This is a genomic window from Micromonospora terminaliae, from assembly GCF_009671205.1.
Classification (GTDB): Bacteria; Actinomycetota; Actinomycetes; order Mycobacteriales; family Micromonosporaceae; genus Micromonospora; species Micromonospora terminaliae.
This window is the reverse complement of record NZ_CP045309.1, coordinates 6467271-6488432: the sequence shown is the minus strand read 5'-3', so window position 1 is coordinate 6488432 and position 21162 is coordinate 6467271. Positions and strand designations below refer to the sequence as shown.

Below are 21162 nucleotides of genomic sequence, written 5' to 3'. Positions count from 1 at the left end.
GCCCCCGGACAGAACACGGGAACGGGCGGCATCCGGTGGCTCAGCGCGGGTGGTTCGGGTCCTCCCGGTCGAAGCGCTGGGTCCGGTCGCCGTCCGGCGAGCCCGGCTGGCCCGGGTCGGCGGGCTGGCGCGGGATCGCCTGGGTCGGGTCTGCCGACGGCGGCTGGCCGAACGGCGGCGCGGGGTGCGGGGCACCGCCGTACGGGGGCGCGGACTGCGGGCCCTGCGGCGGGGCGCCGAACGGCGGACCGGACTGCGGGGCGCCGAACGGCGGGCTCGACTGCGGGGCGGCGTTGAACGGCGGCGCCGACTGCGGCGGGCCGTACGGGCCGGGGTGCGGGTAGCCGCCCGGCTGCGGGGGCACGCCCGGGTACCCGCCCGGGGCGGGGTAGCCCTGGCCGGGCTGCTGCGGCCAGCCGGGCTGCGCCTGGCCGTAGACACCGGGCTGCGGCTTGGGCTTCGGGACGTAGTAGAGGGTGCGCCAGATTTTGAACACCACGAACGCGGCGACCGCGAAGACGGCCAGCCAGGCCACCCGGGTCAGCAGGCCGAGGAAGGCGTCCAGCACCTCACCGTCGGCGAGCCGGCCGACCAGCCAGACCAGGAAGGTCAGCGCACCGAAGAACGCGCCGACCGCATACTCGACGAGCGCCACCTGGGTGATCAGTTTCGCCTTCGGCAGCACCGGGCGGACGTGGGTGCCGAGCAGCACGGCGAGCACCGGCAGGACGGCCGACTCCAGGCCGACGAAGGCGAAGAAGGTGCTCCCGGCCCGGCCGCTGAACGTGCTGTAGTCGTCGGCCGGCACCAGCAGGCGCAGCAGGCCGACGAAGAGCAGCACGGCGTTCGCGCCGAGCAGCACGAGCGCGGCCAGTTCGCGCAGCGGCTTGGTCAACTGGCTGGCCTGCGTGGTGTCGCCGGACGCGGGCTCGGCGGGGCTGGTCACGGACTCCCCCTGGGGACGAAAACGGACAGTTGCCGACGTGAGCCTAGTCTCCCCGGCCACTGGGCGATCGACGGCCACGCGTGCGGAAGGATGGACGGCATGCGCATCGTGGTTCTGACCGGCGGCATCGGGGGCGCCCGGTTCCTGCTCGGCGTCCGGGCGTACGCCCGGGAGGTGGGGGCCGAGGTGACCGCCGTGGTCAACGTCGGCGACGATCTGCTCCTGCACGGGCTGAAGGTGTGCCCCGACCTGGACAGCGTGATGTACACGCTGGGCGGTGGCGCCGACCCGGAGCGGGGCTGGGGCCGGGTGGGCGAGACCTGGACGGTCAAGTCCGAGCTGGCCGCGTACGGCGCCGAGCCGGCCTGGTTCGGTCTGGGCGACAAGGACCTCGCGACCCACCTGGTGCGCACCACCATGCTCAACGCCGGCTACCCGCTGTCCCAGGTGACCGAGGCGCTGGCCACCCGCTGGCAGCCCGGCGTACGCCTGCTGCCGGCGACCGACGACCGGCTGGAGACCCACGTCGTGGTCGACCTGGACGGCGGCCAGCGGGCGATCCACTTCCAGGAGTGGTGGGTGCGCCACCGGGCGGACCTGCCGACGCACCGCTTCGTCTTCGTCGGGGCGGAGGCGGCGAAGCCGGCGCCCGGGGTGCTGGAGGCGATCCGCGCCGCCGACGTGGTGCTCGTGGCCCCCAGCAACCCGGTGGTGAGCATCGCCCCGATCCTGGCCGTGCCGGGGCTGCGCGACGCGGTCGTCGACGGGCCGGCCCCGGTCGTCGGGGTGTCCCCGATCATCGGCGGCGCCCCGGTCCGCGGCATGGCCGACCGCTGCCTGTCCGTGCTCGGCGTCGAGTGCAGCGCGGCGGGGGTGGGCGGCCTCTACGGCGCCCGCTCGGCGGGCGGCCTTCTCGACGGCTGGCTGGTGGCGCCCGAGGACGAGGGCACCGTGGTGCCGGAGGTGACCGTCCGCGCGGCGCCGCTGCGGATGACCGACGAGGCGGCGACGACGGCCATGGTCCGAGCCGCGTTGGAGCTGACGTGAGGCTGGAGATCCTGCCGGTGCTCGGCATCGGCGACGTGACCGAGGGCGACGACCTGGCGGCGCTGATCGCCACCGCCGCGCCCTGGCTGCGCGACGGCGACGTGCTGGTGGTGACCAGCAAGGTCGTGTCGAAGGCGGAGGGCCGGCTGGTCGACGTGCCGGCCGACGGGCCCGACCGGGTCGCCGCGCGGGACGAGGTGCTGGCCGGGGAGACCGCCCGGGTGGTCGCCAGCCGCGGCGCGACCCGGATCGTGCAGACCCACCACGGGTTCGTGATGGCCTCCGCGGGCATCGACGCGTCCAACGTGGACAAGACCCGGCTGGTGCTGCTGCCCGAGGACCCGGACGCCTCCGCCCGCGCGCTGCGGGCCGCCCTGCGCGAGCGGTACGACCTCGACGTGGCGGTCGTCGTCAGCGACACCATGGGCCGGCCGTGGCGCAACGGGCTCACCGACGTGGCGCTCGGGGTGGCCGGCATGCCGGCGATCCGCGACCACCGGGGCGAGATCGACCCGTACGGCAACGAGCTCCAGCTCACCCAGATGGCCGTAGTGGACGAACTGGCCGGCGCGGGCGAACTGATCAAGGGGAAGTGCGACCAGGTGCCGGTCGCCGTGATCCGCGGCTACCTGGGCGCAACCCGGGACGACGACGAGGGCGCCCGCGCGCTGGTCCGGGACGCGTCGCTGGACCTCTTCTCCCTGGGCACGGCCGAGGCACGCGCCGCCGGCCTGCGGGAGGCGGCCACCCTGGCCGACGGCCCCGGCCCGGCCCCGGCCGATCCGGCCGCCGTCGACCGGGCGATCGCCGCGGTCGCCGAGGTGGTCGCGCCCGGCACCGTCCTGACCCACGTCACCGACCACGAGGTACGCGCCGGACTGGTCGCCACCGTGCCGGGCTGGCCGGCGTCGGCGACCGGACTGGTGCTCGGCGCGCCGCCCGCCCCGGTCGACCCGGCGGACCTGGTCCGTTTCGGCGCCGACCTGCAACGGCTGCGCACCGCGCTGGCCGCCGAGGGGATCCCGTCGGTGCTACTCCCCCCGCCGCCGGGAAGCACCGCGAGCGCCGTCCTGGCCGTCTGACCGGGCGGTCGGCGGCCTCAGGCGTCGAGGACGGCCCGGCCCAGCGGGGTCAGGGTGTGCAGGACGGTGTTGCGGTCCCGGTGGCTGACCAGCAGGCCGGCGTTGCGCAGCACGGTGGTGTGCTGGCTGGCCGCGGCCGCGGAGATGCCCAGCCGGCGGGCCACCTCACCGGTGGTGCAGCCCTCGTCGGCGGCCTCCAGCACGCCCGCCCGGGTCCGGCCGAGCAGGGCGGCCAGCGCCTCCCGCTGTGCGTCGTCGGCGTCACCGCGGGGGCCGCTGCCCGGCTCGGGCATGAGACCGCCGAGCCGGTCGACGGGATAGACCAGCACGGGCGGCAGGCTCGGGTCGAGGAGCGCGACCGGGGTACGCACGCAGAAGAACGAGGGGACCAGCAGCAGCCCCCGCCCGTCGAGGTGCAGTTCCCGGCTGTCCGGGTAGTCGAGCACCTCCAGCACCCCGTCGGCCCAGCGCATGCTCGGCCGCAGGCTGGACAGCAGCCCCTCGGCGCCGCCGTCGAGCATGGCCCGGGCGCGGCGGGCCCGATCCGCCTCCACGGCGGCCTGGATCCGCGGCCAGTACGGGGTGACGGCCAGCGACTGGTACCGGACCATCGAGTCGGTGAGGTGGCGCAGCACCTCGGGTTCGCCGCGGGCCAGGGCGCTCACCGACGACGGCAGCACGTTCTCCTCGGCGAGCAGGGTGAGGTCGCGCCGGAGCAGGTCGATCGGGGTGTCGCGGACCGCGTCGAGGCCGGCCTCCAGGCCGTCCTTGCTGGCGTACGGGGTGAGGAAGTCGGGGAAGTAGCCGCGGGGCGGGTTGAGGGCGAGCAGCAGGCGGTAGTTCTCGGCGGCGGTGTCCGTCCGCAGCCCGTGGGCCACGGTGCGTCGCCACGCGGTCAGCAGCGGGTCACGCCCGCGGCCCTGGAGCAGGTGCAGGCTGAGGACCAGTTCCCAGACGGGGTCCGCGGCAGGGGCCACCCTGGTCCGCAGGATGTCCTCGCGGGAGAAAATGATCTTCAGCATGGAGCTCTCCCGGGCGGACCGAGGAGGTGTCCGCCACCCTGAGCACTGTACCCGCCGGCACTTATCTCCATCTTTAAGCGTGGGATGAAAAACCTCGACGGTTCCCGGCCGGGTTGGGCAGACTTCCCCTTGCCCGCCGATGCCGGGGCACGGCACCGCCGATCCGGTCGTCGGTCACCGGGCCCGCCGGTCGGCCGGACGGCACCACGAGGGTCTGCGGCTGTTCTCCGTAGAGGTGTCGTCCGGCGACCGCTCAGCCGACCCACAGCGCCACCCGGTGGTCCTCGTCGGTGACGTACCAGCAGCGCCCGTCCAGCTCGGCCAGCCCCTCCACGTGGTGGAACGGCGCCAGCTCGGCCACCAGCTTTCCCGCCACCCGGGCGTCCGGGCCGACGTCGTGCCGGAACCGCACGTGCCGGGAGGTCACCGTGGCACCGTGCGGGTGGTCGTCCAGCAGCACCGAGCCCTTGCCCACGGCGTCGATCGAGCCGAGCACCGCCGCGTAGCCGCCGTCCGGCGTCGGCGCGAGGGCCCGGAAGCCGGTCAGCGCGCCCGCCGGGGTCACCCCGGTCAGGGCGTACGCCCCGACGGCGCGCGGCCAGCCGGGCCGGGCACCGAACATGGCGGCCACCCCGGCCAGCTCGACCAGGATCGGCTCCCCCTCGGCGGTCACCGGGAAGCGCAGCCCGAGCAGCACCGTCCCGGCCGGGGTGAACGCCGCCGCCTCGACGTTGACCGGCAGGTCGTCCTCGGCCAGCCGGCTCACCCAGCTCTTGGCCCGCGCGGTGCCCCGGGCGAGGGTCTCCACGATGAACCGCTGCCGGACCCGGTCACCGGGCGGCAGCGTGGTCAGCGGCGCGGCGGCGAGGGCGTCGTTGACCGCCCGGTGCAGCCGGAACCGGTTGCGCACCACGTGCAGCGGCAGGGTCCCCCGTGCGGCGTCGTCCTCCCGGAACCGGGCCACGAACGCCCGGCGGGGACGCAGCGGGCCGGCCTTCGAGCCGAAGTGCGAGCCGAAGACGTAGACCCAGCCGTCGTGGTGGGCGAGCGCCTCGCCGTCCTCGGTGCGGCCGTTCTCCCGGCCCGCGTCGGCGGCCACGTGGTGCGCCACCCACTCGCCGTCCGTGCGCTCCAGCAGCAGGGCCAGGCACCGCTCCACCGGGCCCTCGTCGAGGACCGTCCAGAAGCCACGACGGGCCCCGTGGGCGCGCAGCAGCGCCGGGGACCGGACGGGCAGCAGGTCACTGGCCTCGTTGCCGGCCACGACGAACTCGACGAGTCGCAGGGTCACCCGGTCAGGGTACGAAGGGCGCGCCCGTACAGTGGCGGGGTGCCGGACACCGAGACGTACGCCGACCTGCACGCCGACGCCACCGCGGTGCTGAGCCGCTGGACGGCGACCAGCCCGGCGGCCGCCGCGAACCGGGACCGGACGCTGGCGCTGCTGGCGGCCGGGCCCGTGGCGCTGGGCCGGGCGCACCGGCCCGGGCACGTCACGGCCAGCGCCCTGGTGCTCGACCCGACCGGCACCCGGGTGCTGCTCTGCCTGCACGGCAGGTTCCGCAGGTGGGTGCAGCTCGGCGGGCACTGCGAGCCCGGCGACCGGACCCTGGCGGCCGCCGCGCTGCGCGAGGCCACCGAGGAGTCCGGTATCGCCGGCCTGGTGGTCGACCCGGAGCCGATCGACGTCGACATCCACCCCTCGTCCTGCCAGGGCGGCTCGCTGCACTACGACGTCCGGTTCGCCGTGCTGGCCCCGGCGGGGGCGACGGAGCGGGTCAGCGCGGAGTCGGAGGCGCTGGGCTGGTTCCCGCCCGACCGGCTGCCCGAGCCGCTGGCGGACGGCACCGTCCAGCTGGTGGCGCCGGCGCTGGCCACCCTGGCCCGGCGCGCGGCCGGCTGACCCGCCGCCGCCTCAGACCAGCCCCTCCTCGCCGCGCTCCTTGAGCTCGTCGACCACCTTCTTCACGTCCTGCGCGCGGTCGCGCGGGCACACCAGCAGAGCGTCCGGCGTGTCCACCACGATGAGGTCGTGCACGCCGATCGCCGCCACCAGGCGCCCGGACTGCGGCACCACCACCAGGCCGCTGGTGTCCCGCAGCAGCACGCCGGGTTTGGCGTCGCCGCCCAGCACCACGTTGCCGGCCGCGTCGGCGGGAAGCACCTCGCCGAGGGTGTGGAAGTCGCCCACGTCGTTCCAGCCGAAGTCGCCCGGGACGGTCGCCACCCGGCCGGCCGTCGCCGCGCCCTCCATCACCGCGTAGTCGACGGAGATCTTCGGCAGGGTCGGCCAGACCGTGCCGAGGACGTCGTCCTGCTCCGGGGTGCCCCACGCCGCCGCGATGGCGGTGATCCCCGCGTGCAGGGCCGGCTGCTGCCGGGCCAGCTCGGCCAGGAAGACGTCCACCCGCCAGACGAACATGCTCGCGTTCCAGAGGTGCCGGCCGGAACGCACGTAGCCCTCGGCCACCTCGGCGGCCGGCTTCTCCTTGAACTCGATCACCGGCCGCAGCGGGCCGTCGCCCACCGGCTCGCCGGTCTCCAGGTAGCCGTAGCCGGTCTCGGGCCGGGTCGGGGTGATGCCCACCGTCATCAGCGAACCCTGCTCGGCGCCGCGGATCGCCTGCCGGACCACCTCGGCCCAGCGCGCCGGGTCACCGATCAGGTGGTCGGCGGCGAACGAGCCCATCACCGCTTCCGGCTCGCGCTCGGCGATCACGGCGGCGGCCAGCGCGATCGCCGCGCAGGAGTCCCGCGGCGAGGGTTCGACGAGGATGTTCTCCTCCGGCACACCCGCCAGTTGCCGGGCCACCGCCGCGACGTGCGCGGCTCCGGTGACCACCAGCGTGCGATCGGGCGTGGTCAGCGGCGCCAGCCGGTCGACCGTCGCCTGGAGCAGCGAGGCCGGGGTCCCGGTCAGCGGGTGGAGGAACTTGGGGTGGCCGGCACGGGACAGCGGCCACAACCTCGTGCCACTGCCCCCCGCCGGGATGACGGCGTAGAACATCAGCACATCATGCCCGAACCGCCGTGCTACGGGCCCGGTGTCGGGCGTACCCGCAGGTGACACTCAGGAACGCGCACGGCTCCACGCGGCGATGTGGACCTCGGCGCTGGACTCCCAGGTGAACTCCTTGGCGCGGTCGAAACCGGCCTTGGCCAGGGACAGCCGGCGCTGCTCGTCGTCGAGCAGCGCGGTCAGGTCGGTGGCGATCTGGTCCGGGTCCTCACTGGTGTAGGCCACGGCGTCGCCGCCCACCTCGGGCAGGGAGAGCCGCGGGGTGGTGAGCACCGGCGCGGCGCACGCCATGGCCTCCAGGATGGGCAGCCCGAAGCCCTCACCGTAGGACGGGTAGGCGGCGACCAGCGCGCCGCCGAGGAAGCCGGGCAGGTCGGCGTAGCGCAGGTAGCCCGGGCGCAGCAGCCGCAGGTGCGACGGGACCTCGGCCACGGCGCGGTCGATGTCGTCGTCGTGCCCCTGGCCGCCGGCGATGACCAGGGCGGGCGGGTTCTCGCGGTCGGCCACGGCGCGGGCCCAGCCGCGGATCAGGTTGGGGACGTTCTTGCGCGGCTCCTTGGCGCCGAGGAACGCCACGTAGCTGCTGCTGCCGAGCCCCAGGCGGGCCCGGACCCGGGCCTTCTCCTCCTCGCTCGGCGCGTGGAAGGCGGCCTGGTCGACGCCGTGGTAGGCGACGTCGATCCGGGTCGGGTCGGCGTCCAGCAGGCGGATCAGCTCGTCCCGGGTGGCCTTGCTCGGCACGATGACCCGGTCGGCGCGGCGCAGCGAGGTCTTGATCGCGCTGCGGAAGAACGTGCGGCGCGACTTGTCGTAGTGCTCCGGCTCGGTGAAGAAGGTCGCGTCGTGCACGGTGACCGTGACCGGGCAGCCGGCCCGCAACGGGCAGGTGTAGAAGGGCGAGTGCAGGACCTCAGCACCCACCTGCTGGGCCAGCAGCGGCAGGCCGGTCTGCTCCCAGGCGAGCCGGGCCGGGCGGTGGGCGACGGCCGCCGGGGCGGGGATGACCTCGGCGCCGGGCAGCATGCGGGTGTAGCGCTCCAGGTCGGTGCGGAGGCTCACCACGGCCAGGTCGACGCCGGAGCCGCAGACCCGGCCGAGGGCGCCGAGCAGGCCGTCGACGTATCTACCGACGCCGCCTCGGTCGGCGGGGACACTCGTGGCGTCGATGAGCACGCGGGGCGGGCGACCGGCGGTCACGGGGCGACTCCTCAGGCTGGCGCGTCTGTGGGGAACAACACTGTCGGCAAGCCTACGCCGGGCCGGGTGCCCGACGCTGACTGCGACCCGACGGTACGCCGACTTGTCGTTGTCATCGAGTACGCGTCCCGGGCGCGTATCGTTCGCGCCGATGGCCGACAACATTGCCCGGGTGTTCGCCGACGCGATCGCGCCCGACCCCGCCCGCCCGCTGCTGACCTGGTACGACGACGCCAGCGGCGAGCGCACCGAACTGTCCGGCGCGACGCTGGCGAACTGGGTGGCCAAGACGGCCAACCTGCTCGTCGACGAGGCCGCCCTCGCCCCCGGCGACACGGCCGCGGTGCTGCTGCCGCCGCACTGGCAGACCGCCGCCGTGCTGCTCGGCTGCTGGTCGGCGAAGCTGACCGTGGCCGAAGCGCCGGGCGACGTGGACGTGCTCTTCGCCGCCGCCGGCCGGGTCGACGAGGCGGGCGACTGGCCGGCCGGCGAGCGCTACGCGCTGGGCCTCGACCCGTTCGCGCTGCCCCTGCGGCAGGTGCCGGCCGGCTTCGCCGACTTCGTCTCGGCGGTACGCGGGCACGGCGACCACTTCACCCCGTACCCCGAGGGTGGCGAGGACGACGCGGCGCTGCTGGCCCGCGCGGAGGCCCGCGCCGCGGAGCTGTGCCTCACCCCCGGCGACCGGCTCCTGGTGGACACGGACAGGTTCCCCGACCCGGCCGACTGGCTCCTGGCCCCCCTGACGGCCGGCGCCACCCTGGTCGCCTGCGCCAACCTGAACCCGACCCACGTAGATGCCCGCACGGCGACGGAAAAGGTTACCCGCGCCCTCACCTGACCCGGCGATCATGCAGTTGTGGCAGCTCGCAGAGCGGACGCATCGCCTTCTTCCGGGCGCCACAACCCCATGATCGGCCGGATGGGGGGTGGGTCAGGCGGGGGTCGGGTGGTTCGACTCGGCGCGGCGCTGGGCGAAGGCGGCGAAGGCGGTCAGCGACTCCGGGTTGGCCAGGGCCCCCTTGGCCGCGGCGTGGTCCACCGGGGTGCCCGTGAGGATCTTCTTGACCGGCACCTCGAGCTTCTTCGCCGAGAGGGTGCGCGGGACGGCCCGGACCTGGTGGATCTCGTCGGGGACGTGCCGCGGCGACAGCGCGGTCCGCAGCTCCCGGCAGATCTTGCGCCGCAGGTCGTCGTCCAGCTCCAGGCCCTCGGCGAGCACCACGAAGAGCAGCAGCTCGCCGGCACCGCCCTCGTCGTCCTCGAGGTGCACCACCACGGAGTCGACCACCTCGTCGAGCCCCTCGACCACCGAGTAGAACTCGGCCGTGCCGAGCCGGACGCCGCCCCGGTTGAGGGTGGCGTCGGACCGGCCGGTGATCACGCAGCCGCCGCGCTCGTTCACGGTGATCCAGTCGCCGTGCCGCCAGACGCCCGGATAGACCTCGAAGTACGCCTCCCGGTAGCGGGACCCGTCGGTGTCGTTCCAGAAGCCCACCGGCATGCTCGGCATCGGCTCGGTGATCACCAGCTCACCGAGCTGGCCGATCACCGGCGTGCCGTCGGCCGAGCGCGCCTCGACCTTCGCGCCGAGGGCCCGGCAGGTGATCTCCCCGGCGTGCACGGGCAGCAGCGGCACGCCGCCGACGAAACCGGTGCAGACGTCGGTGCCGCCGGAGAGCGACTGGAGCTGGAGGCGGTCGCCGACGGTCTCGTAGACCCAGGTGAAGCCCTCGGCGGGCAGCGGCGCGCCGGTCGAGCCGACCCCGCGCAGCGCGGACAGGTCGGCGATCTCCTTCGGGACCAGCCCGGCCTTGCGGCAGGCGAGCAGGAACGGCGCGGAGGTGCCGAAGTAGGTGGTGCCGGTCTCCGCCGCCAGCCGCCAGAGCGCGCCCAGGTCGGGGTGGCCCGGGTTGCCGTCGAAGAGCACGATGGCCGCGCCCACCGCCGGACCGGAGACCAGGAAGTTCCACATCATCCAGCCGGTGGTGGTGAACCAGAAGAACCGGTCCGCCGGGCCCAGGTCGTGGTGCAGGGCCAGCATCTTCAGGTGCTCCAGCAGGATGCCGCCGTGGCCGTGCACGATCGGCTTGGGCAGCCCCGTGGTGCCCGAGGAGTAGAGCACGTAGAGCGGGTGGTCGAACGCCACCGGGGTGAAGGTCAACGGCTCGTCGGTCGCCGCCGCCAGCTCCGCCCAGGCGAGCGCGCCCTCTGGGGGCGGGCCGGCCGGGTCGAGGTACGGGATGGCGACGGTGTGCCGCAGCGACGGCAGGGCGGCCCGGATGGCGGCCACCTCCGCGCGCCGGTCGACCGGCTTGTCGCCGTAGCGGTAGCCGTCGACCGCCACCAGCACCGTGGGCTCGATCTGCTGCCAGCGGTCGGTCACGCTGCGGGTGCCGAACTCGGGCGCGCAGGAGGAGAAGATCGCGCCGAGGCTGGCGGTGGCCAGCAGCAGGACGTAGGTCTCCGGGATGTTCGGCGCGTACGCCGCCACCCGGTCGCCCTCCCCCACGCCGAGCCGGCGCAGGCCGGCCGCCACCCGGCGGACCTGGTCCCGCAACTGCGCGGCGGTCAGCGTCTCCGGCGCGCGGGTCTGCCCGTGCGCGATGACCACCGGGTCGTCGTCGCCCCGGCCGGGCATCCGCAGCACGTTCTCGGCGTAGTTGAGGGTGGCGCCGGGGAACCAGCGGGTGCCGGGCATGGTCCGGCCGGTGAGCGTGGCGGTCGGCGGGGTGTGCGCCACCACCTCGAAGTAGTCCCAGATCGACCGCCAGAAGGCGTCCAGGTCGGTCACCGACCACTGCCACAGCGCGTCGTAGTCGGCGAACTCCAGCCCCCGGTGCTCGGCCAGCCAGCGCAGGTAGTCGCCGACCCGGGACCGCTCACGCACGTCGGCCGGCGGCGTCCACAGCACGTCACCCACTGTTCCACCCTCCCTGAGGCCCGTCACGACACTGTGCATGGGCCGTGGCGCCATCTTGCCCTACCTCGCGAGGCCATTCTCCGCACCGGGTGCCGGTGACGGGGCGTGGCCGGCCCACACGCCCGGGCCGCGGGGTGTGTGGGCCGGCCCGGGTCAGCCGGCCCGGTGGGCCTGGATCGCCCGGCGGCGGGCCAGGCGGTGGGCCCGGCGAATCTCCGCCTCCCGGTAGCGCCGCTCGTCCTCCGGCGTCTCCGGCAGCACCGGCCGGACCGGCCGCGGCGCGCCGCCCACGTCCACACCCACGAACACGAGGTACGCCGTGGCGACCCGGACGGGCTCGTCCTCGGCGGAGTCCCAGCGCTCGGCGACCACCTTCACGCCGACCTCCATGGAGGTGTTGCCGGTCCAGTTGACCTGGGCGTGCGCGTGCACCAGGTCGCCCACGCGGACCGGCTCCGAGAAGACGATCTCGTCGATCGAGGCGGTCACCGCGGTGCCGCCGCTGTGCCGGGCCGCCGCCGCACCGGCCACGTCGTCGACGAACTTCATCAGTACCCCACCGTGCACGGTTCCGTACAGATTGACATCGACAGCGGTCATGATGCGACTCAGCGTGACGCGCGAGTACGAGGTCGGCTTGCCCGCCGGGGCGGAGGGGTGATCTGTCATGCCGAAAACGGTACGGTGCGCGGATGCGACATCTCTGGAGCTTCCTCGCCGGGTTGGTGGTGGCGCCCGTCACCTGGGTGCTCGTCACGCTCGGTCAGGACGGATCTGGGCGCACCGTCCACCGCTGGGTCGAGATCGGTACGTACAGCACCCCCAACCTGATCGAGCCGGCCGTCTACCTGGGCGTCGCCGGCATCCTGCTCGGCCTGCTCGGCACGCTGCGCTTCTCGCCGCTCGGCCCGGCCGTGGCCGGGCTGCTGCTCGTGGTCCCGTACCTCGGGCTGTTCGTCGCGCCCTTCACCGTGCGGGACCAGATCCCCGAGAGCTGGAAGATGCTCGGGGACCCGCTGCCGCTGCGCCAGCCGCTGGAGAACGGCACGCTGTTCCTCATCGGCATGCTGCTGCTGATGGCCGTGTTCAGCGGCCAGCGGTGGCGGCAGCGGGCGGGCGGGCCGGCCGAGGCGGAGCTGACCCCGGCCGGCGCGCCGGTCGAGCACAACCCCGCGCTCGGCGACTGGCCTCCGGCCGACCCGCTGAAGGACCCGACGAAGGACGGCGACACGGCCCCGCTCACGCTGGCCTATCCCGACACCCCGACCGAACCCCTGCCCCGCCGCACCGGCGGCGAGTCGCCGTGGTCCGCGCCCCCGCGCGCGACCACCCGGCCGGAGGGCACCACCGAGATCCGTTGACGACCGCGGGCGGGCCGGTCACCCGGCCCGCCCGCCCGATCGTCGCCCCGGAGGTCAGCCCTTGAGCAGCTGGCGCGCCATGACGATCCGCTGCACCTGGTTCGTGCCCTCGTAGATCTGGGTGATCTTGGCGTCCCGCATCATCCGCTCGACCGGGTAGTCCCGGGTGTAGCCGTAGCCGCCGAGCAGCTGCACCGCGTCGGTGGTGATCTCCATGGCGGCGTCCGAGGCGAAGCACTTGGCCGCCGCGCCGAAGTAGGTCAGGTCGGCGTCGCCCCGCTCGGACTTGCCGGCGGCCGTGTAGGTGAGCTGCCGGGCGGCCTCCAGCTTCATGCCCATGTCGGCGACCATGAACTGGATGCCCTGGAAGGCGGCGACCGGCTTGCCGAACTGCTTGCGCTCCTGGATGTAGCCCTTGGCGTAGTCCAGCGCGCCCTGCGCGATGCCGACCGCCTGGGCGGCGATGGTGACCCGGGTGTGGTCCAGGGTCCGCATCGCGGTGGCGAAGCCGGTGCCCTCGGCGCCGATCATGCGGTCCGCCGGGATCCGGACGTTGTCGAAGTAGACCTCGCGGGTCGGGGAGCCCTTGATGCCGAGCTTCTTCTCCGGCGCGCCGAAGCTCACCCCGGCGTCCGACTTCTCCACCACGAAGGCCGAGATGCCCTTCGAGCGGGCTGTGGGATCGGTCACAGCGAAGACCGTGTAGTACTCCGAGACGCCCGCGTTGGTGATCCACCGCTTCACGCCGTTGAGCACCCAGTGGTCGCCGTCCCGGACCGCCCTGGTGGTCATCGAGGCGGCGTCGCTGCCCGCCTCCGGCTCGGAGAGGCAGTAGGAGAACATGGCGTCGCCGGCCGCCACCGGGGTCAGGTACTTCCGCTTCAGCTCCTCCGAGCCGGCCAGGATCAGCGGCATGGTGCCCAGCTTGTTCACGGCCGGGATCAGCGAGGACGAGGCGCAGGCGCGGGCCACCTCCTCGATCACGATGGCCGTGGCCAGCGCGTCCGCGCCGGCGCCGCCGTACTCGACCGGGATGTGCGGGGCGTGGAAGTCGGCAGCCCGCAGCGCGTCGTAGGACGCCTTCGGGAACTCACCGGTCTCATCCGCCTCAGCCGCGTGCGGAGCAACCTTCGCCGCACAGACCTCCCGGACCGCCTCCCGGATCGCCTCGTGCTCCTCGGGCAACCGGTAGACGTCGAACGACTGCTCTGCGGGCATGTGGGCCCTCCCCTTTCACCGCTATCATGCGCGCAGTCTGTGGCGCCCGGAAGGGCCGCCGACTGCCGCAGACTGAAGGATAGCCACCAGGGTTCAGCCGGACCTTACCGGCGGGTAGGCTCGCGCAGGAGCGAGGGCGACAGGGCACTACTACCCTCACACACAAGACGACAGAGTTCCCCTCGGTGCCGGCCCTGGCGCCCCAGCCGAATGCGACGCAAGGAAGCGCCGCCAGTGCGAGCGGAGAAGACAGGCGTGACGATCCCGTACCCGAACACCCAGCCGATGCCCGCCATCGCCGCGGTGACGCCGCCCTCGGGCGCGGCCCGACCCCGGGTGACCTTCCTGGGCACCGGCTACCTAGGCGCGACGTACGCCATCTGCTACGCCGAGCTGGGCTATGAGGTGCTCGGCTTCGACGTCGACGAGGACAAGATCGCGAAGCTCAACGCCGGCGAGGTGCCGATCCACGAGCCCGGCCTGGACGAGCTGCTCCGCCGCAACCTGGCCGCCGGCCGGCTGCGCTTCAGCACCGACATCCGGGAGACCGCCGAGTTCGGCGACGTGCACTTCATCTGTGTCGGCACCCCCCAGCGGGCCGACGGGATGGGCGCCGACCTGTCCTACGTCGAGGCGTCGGTGACCAGCCTCGCCCAGCACCTGACCCGCAAGGCGCTGATCGTCGGCAAGTCGACCGTGCCGGTCGGCACCGCCGAGTGGGTGGAGCAGCTGGTCGGCAAGCACAGCCCGGCCGACCTGGGCGTCGAGGTGGCCTGGAGCCCCGAGTTCCTCCAGGAGGGCTTCGCCGTCGACGACGTGCTGCGACCCAACCGCATCGTGGTCGGGGTCAAGAGCGAGTGGGCCAACGGCATGCTCTACGCCGCCCACAAGGGCGTCTTCGACCTGGCCGCCACCGAGGACCGCGAGGTGCCGCTGGTGGTCACCGACTTCGCCACCGCGGAGCTGGTCAAGGTCGCCGCGAACGCCTTCCTGGCCACCAAGATCTCCTTCATCAACGCCATGGCCGAGGTCTGCGAGGCCGCCGGCGGCGACGTCACCCAGCTCGCCCGCTCGATCGGCTACGACCCCCGGATCGGCAACCGCTTCCTCCAGGCCGGCCTCGGCTTCGGCGGCGCCTGCCTGCCCAAGGACATCCGGGCGTTCCAGGCCCGCGCCCAGGAGCTCGGCGCCGGTGAGGCGCTGCGCTTCCTGCACGAGGTGGATCTGATCAACCTGCGCCGGCGGACCCGGGTCATCCAGCTCGCCGCCGACCTGCTCGGCCGCCGCTCGGGCCCGGCCGGCCCCGACCTCTCCGGCACCCGGATCGCCGTGCTCGGCGCCACCTTCAAGCCGAACACCGACGACGTCCGGGACGCCCCGGCCCTCGCCGTCGCCGCGCTGCTCGGCAAGGCCGGCGCCGACGTGCGCGTCTTCGACCCGGAGGGTGTGGAGAACGCCCGCCGGGCCGTGCCGGAGCTGACCTACGAGACGAGCATGAACGACGCCGTCCGGGACGCCGACCTGGTCTGCGTCCTCACCGAGTGGGCCGAGTTCCGCAACGCCGACCCGGTCGCCCTGGGCGAACTGGTCAGCGGCCGCAAGGTGGTCGACGGCCGCAACTGCCTGGACTCCACACTGTGGACGCAGGCCGGGTGGGAGTACCGCGGCATGGGCCGCCCCTGACCCCGTGAACCGTCGGCCGGCCGGCCGGGGACCCGTTCCCCGGCCGGCCGGCTCTTTTTGTTGTCCGGAACGCGGCGGCAACTGTCGAAATCCGGGCCCGGTCAAGGCATGCTGCGACTGGGAGGTCCACCGCGCGGGGGCCGACCGGACGGGAGAGTGTCGTGCAGACCTTCAGGTGCGCCTCGTGCGGGCGGGAGATCAAGCCCGCCGTCGTCTGCCCGCACTGTGGGGCCGACCAGCCACAGTGGGCCGAGCACCTGGCCGAGATCGAGCGCTCGATCGCCGAGATGAAGGCCCGCGACGCCGAGATCGCCCGCGAGCAACGGCAGATCGCCGCCAAGATGCAGGCCGCCCTCTTCCAGCGGGACATCCTGGCGCACGCCGGTGAGGAGCGGGTCAAACAGGCCACCCGGCCCCGTCGTGTGCTGCGCCGCCGGCCCGGCCGCCGACCGCCGACCGCCACCACCGGCGCCCCGCCGCGGGTGCCCCGGCAGGGCACCTCGCCGACCGGTCCGGACGACCTCCCGCCGCCACCACCGCGCAGCCGCCCACAGTGGCTCGACGCCGACGATCCGGAGCACCCGCCGGAGGCGTCCTCGCGCGAGGTGCAGAACATCCCCCTCGGGCTCGGCGCGCTGCTGCTCGGCGTCGCGGCGGTGGTCTTCGCCGCCGTGGCCACCAGCTCGATGGACGCCCTGGCCCGGCTCGGGGTGCTGCTGGTCGCCACGGTGCTCATGCTGCTCGCGCCGCCGGTGCTGGCCCGCCGGGGGCTCACCTCGACCGCCGAGACGATCGCCGCGGTCGGCCTGTTGCTGCTGCCGCTGGCCGGGTACGCGCTCTGGGCCGTCGACCGGGTCGGCGGCAGCACCTCCGGGGCCGCCTTCTCCGGAACGATCTTCCTGGTCACCACCGTGGTCGCGTTCGGGTACGCCTACTGGACCGGGCTCCGGGCTCCCCGCTTCGCCACGGTGCTGGCCGCCCAGCCGGTGCTGCCGCTGCTCGCGTACGAGCGGATCACCGGGCCGGCCGGCTGGGCGCTCGTGCTCACCGTGGTGGCCGTGGCCGACCTCGCGCTGGCCCGCTCGGCGGTGGTGCTCGAGCGCCCGGTCCGAAAGGACCTGCCGGTCACGCCGCCCGAGCCGGCCCCGCCCCGGCAGCGCGCCGCCGACGGCCGGCCCGAGTCGGACCCGGAGGAGTCGCCCGAGGTGCTCGGCGGGGAGCCGCCCGCCGGCGCGGAGCCGCTCGCGCCGGCGCGTCCGGTGCCGTGGCTGCGCGAGCTGACCTGGCTGCTGCACGGGGCGGCGGTCGCCGTCGCCCTGGCGTACGCGGTCACCGCCCTGCTGCGCGCCGCCACCGTGCCGGCCGCCGCCGGGGCGGGAGCCGTCCTGCTGCTCGCCGCGCTCGTCGGGCTGGCCGGCACGCTGGTGCTGCGCCGGCCGCCGCTGCCGGACGTGGGCGCCGGCATCGTCACCCTCGCGGTGATCGGCGCGCTGGGCCGGGTGGCCTCGGTCGCCTTCCCCGGACGGTCGCTGCTGCTCATCGCGGCGGTCATCGCGCTGACCGGGCTCGCCGTCCGGGGCGTACCGGAGGCGGCCCGGCGGGGGCCGCAGCTCGCCTCGGCCGTGGCGCTCACGGTCAGCGGCCTGGTGGTGGCCGGCGGCGCGCTGCGCGCCGGACTGGCCCCGGTCCGCGCCGCGCTGCCCGCCTGGTCGGCGGACCTGAGCGGATGGCACGCCGAACTGGCGGCGGCGGTCGGCCGGACCGGCTGGCAGCTCGCGGCCAGCGCGCTGCTGCTCACCGTCGCCGCGGTGGTCGCCCTGCCGGTGGAGATCCGGCGGGAGTTCGCGGTGGTCGGCGCGGGGCTGACGGCGCTCGCCGTGCCCGCCTCGCTCGGGCTGGGCTGGGCGGCCGCCTGCTGGCCGATGCTGCTGACCGCGGTGGCCATCGGCGTGCTCGGGCTCAGCGCCGGCACCGAGCGCGCCGCGGTGGCCCACTCGGTGACGGCCGCCGGGCTGGGGCTGATCGGGGCCGGGGCCGCGCTCGCCCGGCCCGCCCTGACGGCCGCCGCGCTGACCCTCCTGTTCCTGGCCGGAGCGCTGGTCTCGCTGGCGCCCCGGGTCCGGATCGCCGCGGCCGCCGCGGACACCGTCTGCGCCTGGGCGGCCGGCGGTGCCGCGTTCGCGCTCCCCGGCGCCGTGGCCGCGTTCGTCGCCGCCACGATGCCGACCCCGCCGGTCCTCACCGAGGCGAACCTGCGCGAGGTCACCGTCCCGATCCTCGCGGCGAGCTTCCTGGGCGTCTGCGTCACGCTCGGCTACGCCGCGCTCGTCCAGGTCGCGCAGCGGCACCTCAGCGTGCCGCACGCGCTCGGCACCGTGCTGGGCGCGGTGGCGGTCGCGGCGGCCGCGTTCGGCGCGCCCGGCGCCACCACCGCCGACGCCTGGGTGGGCGGGCTGCTGCTGGTCGCCGCCGCGCTGTTGGCGCTGGCCCCCCGGATCGACGCGGGACGCCGCTCCGACCTGTCCGTCGACGGGTCCGACCTCGCCCTCGCCGCCACCACGGTGGCGCTCATCGCCACCCTGGTCCGGATCGCCGCCGTGCTGGCCCCCGGCGGCCAGCTCGTGGTGGCCGCCGCGCTGGTGACGGTGGTCGCCGTCGCCGCCCGGGCGATGCCCGAGGAGTGGCGGCGCGGGCCGGTCCTCGGCATCGCGGCCGGCGGCACCCTGATCGGCCTGATCGCGGGCTGGAGCGCGCTGCGCGGCGGGGTCGGCGTGCTGGCCACACCGGGCCCCATCTGGGCCGGCGACCTGAGCGGCTGGCCGGCCGCGCCGACCGGCGGTTCCACCTGGCAGGCGCCGGTCGCGCTGGCGCTGCTGGCCGTGGCGGCCGGCATCCTGCTGCCGTCACCCTGGAAGTACGACGTCTCCGGGGCGGCCGTCGTGCTCGCCACCATCGGCGCGCCGGCCGCGTTCGACCTGCCCTGGTGGTCGCCGGTGCTCGTGGGCACCATGGTCGCCACCGTGTTCGGGATGGCGGCGGCCGCCGCGGCCGACCCGCGGGCGGCGCTGTCCCGGGCCACGGTGGCCGGGGTGGTCGCCCTGCACGCCGCCGGCGCCGGCCTGGTCCGCCCGTGGACCACCGCGCTGGCGCTCGGCAGCATCGCGCTCATCGGCGTGACGGTCGCCGCGCTGGCCCGCGCGATCGCCCCGACGCAGGTGGAGGACGTCCGCACCGACGGGATGCCCGTGCACCTCGTGCAGGTCGGCGGCGCGGCGGCCGGCGCCGCCCTGCTCGCGCTGCCCGGGGCGGTGGCCGCCCTGGCCGCCGAGTACGGCCGCCCCCCGCAGGTGCTGCTCACAGCCGCGCTGGCCGCGTCGAGCATCGGCCTGGCGGCCGTGGCGGCGGTCCGCCGGCAGGTGCCGCAGTACCTCCCGTACGCGAGCGTGGCCGTGGTGGGCGGCGCGACGATCAGCGCGGCCGCGGCCCTGGTCACCCACCTCTCCGCCGGGGTGTACGCCGCGGCGGCGGCGCTGCTCGGCGTGCTCGCCGAGCTGATCCGGGCCGCCACCGTGCCGCCGGTCGGCTCGGCCCAGCCGGTGCGGCGCTGGTCGGTGCTGCTCGACGGGGCGCTGCGCCGTGCCCCGGACGACCCGGCCGTGCGGCGCTGGCGGGTGAGCCCGGCGGCCGGTGCGCTCGCCGCGGCGGCGCTGCCCACCGTCCTGGCCCTGGCCACCCTGGCACCGGCACTCGTGGTGGCGCTGGTCGAGCCGCTCCAGGTGGTGTCCCGGGTCTGGCAGGGTCCCCCGCCGGGGCTGCTCACCCCGCCACCCGAGGCGGTGGACCCGACGCACGTGCTGACCGCGCTGCTGCTCACCACGACGGCGGCGCTCGCCGCGGTCGGGTTCAGCGGCGGCCGGCGCTCCCGGGCCGTGCCGGTGGTCCTGCCCGGGGCGGCGGTCACGTTGCTGATCACCCCGGTGGCGCTCGGCCGTGGCTGGCCGGTGACCGCGCTGGCCGGCCTGGCCGTGTTCACCGTCTCGATGCTGGGGCTGGCGCTCACCCCGCCACCCGCGATCGCCGAGCCGGCCCGCTCGATCCGGGTCGCCCGGGTGCTCGTGTTCGCCATCGGGCTGGCCGCCGGCAACGCCGGACTCGCCGGCAGCCTCGCCACCCGGGAGCTGACCCTGTTCACGCTGGGCGGCGCCGTCGGCGTGGGCACCGTCGCGGCGCTCTTCGGCACCACCCAGCGGGCCCGCATCCTCGGCTGGCTGTTCGCCTCGCTGATGGCTCAGCTCTTCGTGCTCACCCTCGGCCTGGTGGTCGGCCTCGCCGCGGTGTGGTCCGCGTTCGGGGTACTGGCCGTCGGCGCGGCGCTCCAGGTCTTCGCCGCCACCCTGCCCCGGCTGCGCCGGCCCGAGGCGTACCGCGAGGCGGCCACCGTGGAGTGGAGCGGCCACGCCGCGGCGCTCATCGCGCTGGCCCTGGCGTACGACTCGCCCCGGCACATCGCCGCGCTGCTGGCCGCCTGGGGCGCCGTCCTCGGCATGGCGGCCAGCCGCCCGGGCCGCCGGCCGGTGGAGCGGAACCTGCTGTTCTGGGGCGTGGTGATCTGCGAGATCAGCGCCTGGTGGATCCTCATGCGGACGGCCGACGTGGCGCTGCCCGAGGCCTACACGCTGCCGTTCGCGGCGCTCGCCCTGCTGGTCGGGGTGCTGCAACTGCGCCACCGGCCCGACCTGTCGAGCTGGGTGGCGTACGGGCCGGCGCTGGTCGCGGCATTCGTGCCGACGCTGGCGATCGTGCTGGCCACCGAGTCCAGCATGCTGCGCCAGGTGCTGCTGCTGCTCGGCGCCGTCGCGGTGCTGATCTTCGGCTCGATGAGCCAGCAGCAGGCGCCGGTGATCGTGGGCGCCACGGTGACCGCGATCGCCGCGGTGCACGCGCTGGTCAGCCTCGGCCCCTGGCTGGTGCTGATCCCGGTCGGCTTCCTCCTGCTGGTGCTCGGCGCGAGCAACGAGCGCCGCCGCCGCGCCCAGGAACGCCTGCAGACGGCGCTGCGCGGGATGAGATGAACCGGAGGGGTGGACGCTCGCCGTCGGGGGCGGGCAGAGGGTGCCGGTCCGCGCGGGGGTTCCTGCCGGGTGGCTCAGGTGAGGGAGGCTCGGAGGGCCCGTTCCTTCTCGGCGACCAGGTCCTCCAGGCTGGCCTGGTAGGCGGCCATCCGGTCGCGCAGCGCCGGGTCGGACGCGCCCAGGATGCGCACGGCGAGCAGCCCGGCGTTGCGGGCGTTGCCGATCGACACCGTGGCCACCGGGACGCCGGCCGGCATCTGCACGATGGAGAGCAGCGAGTCCATGCCGTCGAGGTACTTCAGCGGCACCGGCACGCCGATCACCGGCAGCGGGGTGACCGAGGCGACCATGCCGGGCAGGTGCGCGGCACCGCCCGCCCCGGCGATGATCACCTTGACGCCACGGTCGGCGGCGGCCCGCCCGTACTCGATCATCTTTACCGGGGTGCGGTGCGCCGACACCACGCCGACCTCGTAGGGCACGCCGAACTCGTCCAGCGCCTCCGCCGCCGCCCGCATCGTCGGCCAGTCGGAGTCGCTGCCCATGATCAGCCCGACGGTGCTCACTGTGTCTCCTTCGTTCGCGACTGCGG

16 protein-coding genes are annotated in these 21162 nt (G+C 75.0%); 7 read left to right on the top strand and 9 right to left on the bottom strand.

Features of this window, described 5'->3' with window-relative positions; translation table 11 throughout:
* Positions 1-40: 40 nt before the first annotated feature.
* A complete protein-coding gene (locus GCE86_RS30230) occupies positions 41-946 on the bottom strand; it encodes a hypothetical protein (protein ID WP_154230066.1) in 906 nt (301 codons plus the stop codon).
* Positions 947-1045: 99 nt separating this feature from the next.
* On the opposite strand from GCE86_RS30230, the gene cofD reads away from it, so the two are divergent.
* Positions 1046-1993 (top strand): 2-phospho-L-lactate transferase, encoded by a 948-nt coding sequence (cofD, locus tag GCE86_RS30225; protein ID WP_154230065.1) that lies wholly within the window; start codon positions 1046-1048, stop codon positions 1991-1993.
* The gene (locus tag GCE86_RS30220) at positions 1990-3075 is read left to right on the top strand and encodes a coenzyme F420-0:L-glutamate ligase (RefSeq protein ID WP_154230064.1); all 1086 of its coding nucleotides are present in this window, start codon (positions 1990-1992) and stop codon (positions 3073-3075) included. Before cofD ends, GCE86_RS30220 begins: the two co-directional genes overlap by 4 nt.
* A gap of 17 nt (positions 3076-3092) precedes the next feature.
* Here GCE86_RS30220 and GCE86_RS30215 read toward each other — a convergent pair whose 3' ends face one another.
* Together GCE86_RS30215 and GCE86_RS30210 are read right to left on the bottom strand one after the other, a co-directional pair.
* Positions 3093-4097 (bottom strand): ArsR/SmtB family transcription factor, encoded by a 1005-nt coding sequence (locus GCE86_RS30215; RefSeq protein WP_154230063.1) that lies wholly within the window; start codon positions 4095-4097, stop codon positions 3093-3095.
* Between the two features lie 253 nt (positions 4098-4350).
* Complete coding sequence (locus tag GCE86_RS30210) at positions 4351-5388, bottom strand: hypothetical protein (RefSeq protein ID WP_154230062.1); 1038 nt, start codon at positions 5386-5388, stop codon at positions 4351-4353.
* 39 nt (positions 5389-5427) lie between these two features.
* Here GCE86_RS30210 and GCE86_RS30205 point away from each other — a divergent pair, with 39 nt between their 5' ends.
* Entirely contained in the window at positions 5428-6000 is a 573-nt protein-coding gene (locus GCE86_RS30205) for an NUDIX hydrolase (protein ID WP_154230061.1), read from the top strand.
* Positions 6001-6012: 12 nt separating this feature from the next.
* Here the strand turns inward: GCE86_RS30205 and GCE86_RS30200 are convergent, their stop codons facing one another.
* Positions 6013-7104 (bottom strand): mannose-1-phosphate guanylyltransferase, encoded by a 1092-nt coding sequence (locus tag GCE86_RS30200; RefSeq protein ID WP_154230060.1) that lies wholly within the window; start codon positions 7102-7104, stop codon positions 6013-6015.
* Between the two features lie 63 nt (positions 7105-7167).
* On the bottom strand, positions 7168-8313 hold the full coding sequence (locus GCE86_RS30195; RefSeq protein ID WP_154230059.1) for a glycosyltransferase family 4 protein: 1146 nt from the start codon (positions 8311-8313) through the stop codon (positions 7168-7170).
* Between the two features lie 151 nt (positions 8314-8464).
* Between GCE86_RS30195 and GCE86_RS30190 the strand changes: the two genes are divergently transcribed.
* Complete coding sequence (locus tag GCE86_RS30190; protein WP_154230058.1) at positions 8465-9154, top strand: TIGR03089 family protein; 690 nt, start codon at positions 8465-8467, stop codon at positions 9152-9154.
* A gap of 93 nt (positions 9155-9247) precedes the next feature.
* Here GCE86_RS30190 and GCE86_RS30185 read toward each other — a convergent pair whose 3' ends face one another.
* Together GCE86_RS30185 and GCE86_RS30180 are read right to left on the bottom strand one after the other, a co-directional pair.
* Positions 9248-11236, bottom strand: coding sequence for an acetoacetate--CoA ligase (locus GCE86_RS30185; protein WP_154230057.1), 1989 nt, complete (start codon positions 11234-11236; stop codon positions 9248-9250).
* A gap of 153 nt (positions 11237-11389) precedes the next feature.
* The gene (locus GCE86_RS30180; protein WP_154230056.1) at positions 11390-11905 is read right to left on the bottom strand and encodes an acyl-CoA thioesterase; all 516 of its coding nucleotides are present in this window, start codon (positions 11903-11905) and stop codon (positions 11390-11392) included.
* A 23-nt stretch (positions 11906-11928) separates the two neighbouring features.
* On the opposite strand from GCE86_RS30180, the gene GCE86_RS30175 reads away from it, so the two are divergent.
* Positions 11929-12597 carry a hypothetical protein gene (locus GCE86_RS30175; RefSeq protein WP_154230055.1) on the top strand — a complete coding sequence of 223 codons (669 nt, stop codon included), beginning with the start codon at positions 11929-11931 and terminating at the stop codon, positions 12595-12597.
* A 54-nt stretch (positions 12598-12651) separates the two neighbouring features.
* Here the strand turns inward: GCE86_RS30175 and GCE86_RS30170 are convergent, their stop codons facing one another.
* The gene (locus GCE86_RS30170) at positions 12652-13815 is read right to left on the bottom strand and encodes an acyl-CoA dehydrogenase family protein (RefSeq protein ID WP_154230054.1); all 1164 of its coding nucleotides are present in this window, start codon (positions 13813-13815) and stop codon (positions 12652-12654) included.
* Positions 13816-14070: 255 nt separating this feature from the next.
* Here GCE86_RS30170 and GCE86_RS30165 point away from each other — a divergent pair, with 255 nt between their 5' ends.
* Positions 14071-15498: a UDP-glucose dehydrogenase family protein gene (locus tag GCE86_RS30165; RefSeq protein WP_154230053.1), complete on the top strand. Its 1428-nt coding sequence runs from the start codon at positions 14071-14073 to the stop codon at positions 15496-15498.
* A gap of 161 nt (positions 15499-15659) precedes the next feature.
* Complete coding sequence (locus GCE86_RS30160) at positions 15660-20570, top strand: SCO7613 C-terminal domain-containing membrane protein (RefSeq protein ID WP_154230052.1); 4911 nt, start codon at positions 15660-15662, stop codon at positions 20568-20570.
* A 74-nt stretch (positions 20571-20644) separates the two neighbouring features.
* On the opposite strand, the gene purE is transcribed toward GCE86_RS30160, so the two are convergent.
* Positions 20645-21136, bottom strand: coding sequence for a 5-(carboxyamino)imidazole ribonucleotide mutase (gene purE, locus GCE86_RS30155; RefSeq protein WP_154230051.1), 492 nt, complete (start codon positions 21134-21136; stop codon positions 20645-20647).
* Positions 21137-21162 lie beyond the last annotated feature (26 nt).

What these genes read in the sequence shown, in the direction of transcription:
- cofD (WP_154230065.1), top strand. Translation starts at nt 1,046, where the DNA reads ATGCGCATCGTGGTTCTGACCGGCGGCATCGGGGGCGCCCGGTTCCTG.
- GCE86_RS30215 (WP_154230063.1), bottom strand. Translation starts at nt 4,097, where the DNA reads ATGCTGAAGATCATTTTCTCCCGCGAGGACATCCTGCGGACCAGGGTG.
- GCE86_RS30200 (WP_154230060.1), bottom strand. Translation starts at nt 7,104, where the DNA reads ATGTTCTACGCCGTCATCCCGGCGGGGGGCAGTGGCACGAGGTTGTGG.
- GCE86_RS30190 (WP_154230058.1), top strand. Translation starts at nt 8,465, where the DNA reads ATGGCCGACAACATTGCCCGGGTGTTCGCCGACGCGATCGCGCCCGAC.
- GCE86_RS30180 (WP_154230056.1), bottom strand. Translation starts at nt 11,905, where the DNA reads ATGACAGATCACCCCTCCGCCCCGGCGGGCAAGCCGACCTCGTACTCG.
- GCE86_RS30175 (WP_154230055.1), top strand. Translation starts at nt 11,929, where the DNA reads ATGCGACATCTCTGGAGCTTCCTCGCCGGGTTGGTGGTGGCGCCCGTC.
- GCE86_RS30170 (WP_154230054.1), bottom strand. Translation starts at nt 13,815, where the DNA reads ATGCCCGCAGAGCAGTCGTTCGACGTCTACCGGTTGCCCGAGGAGCAC.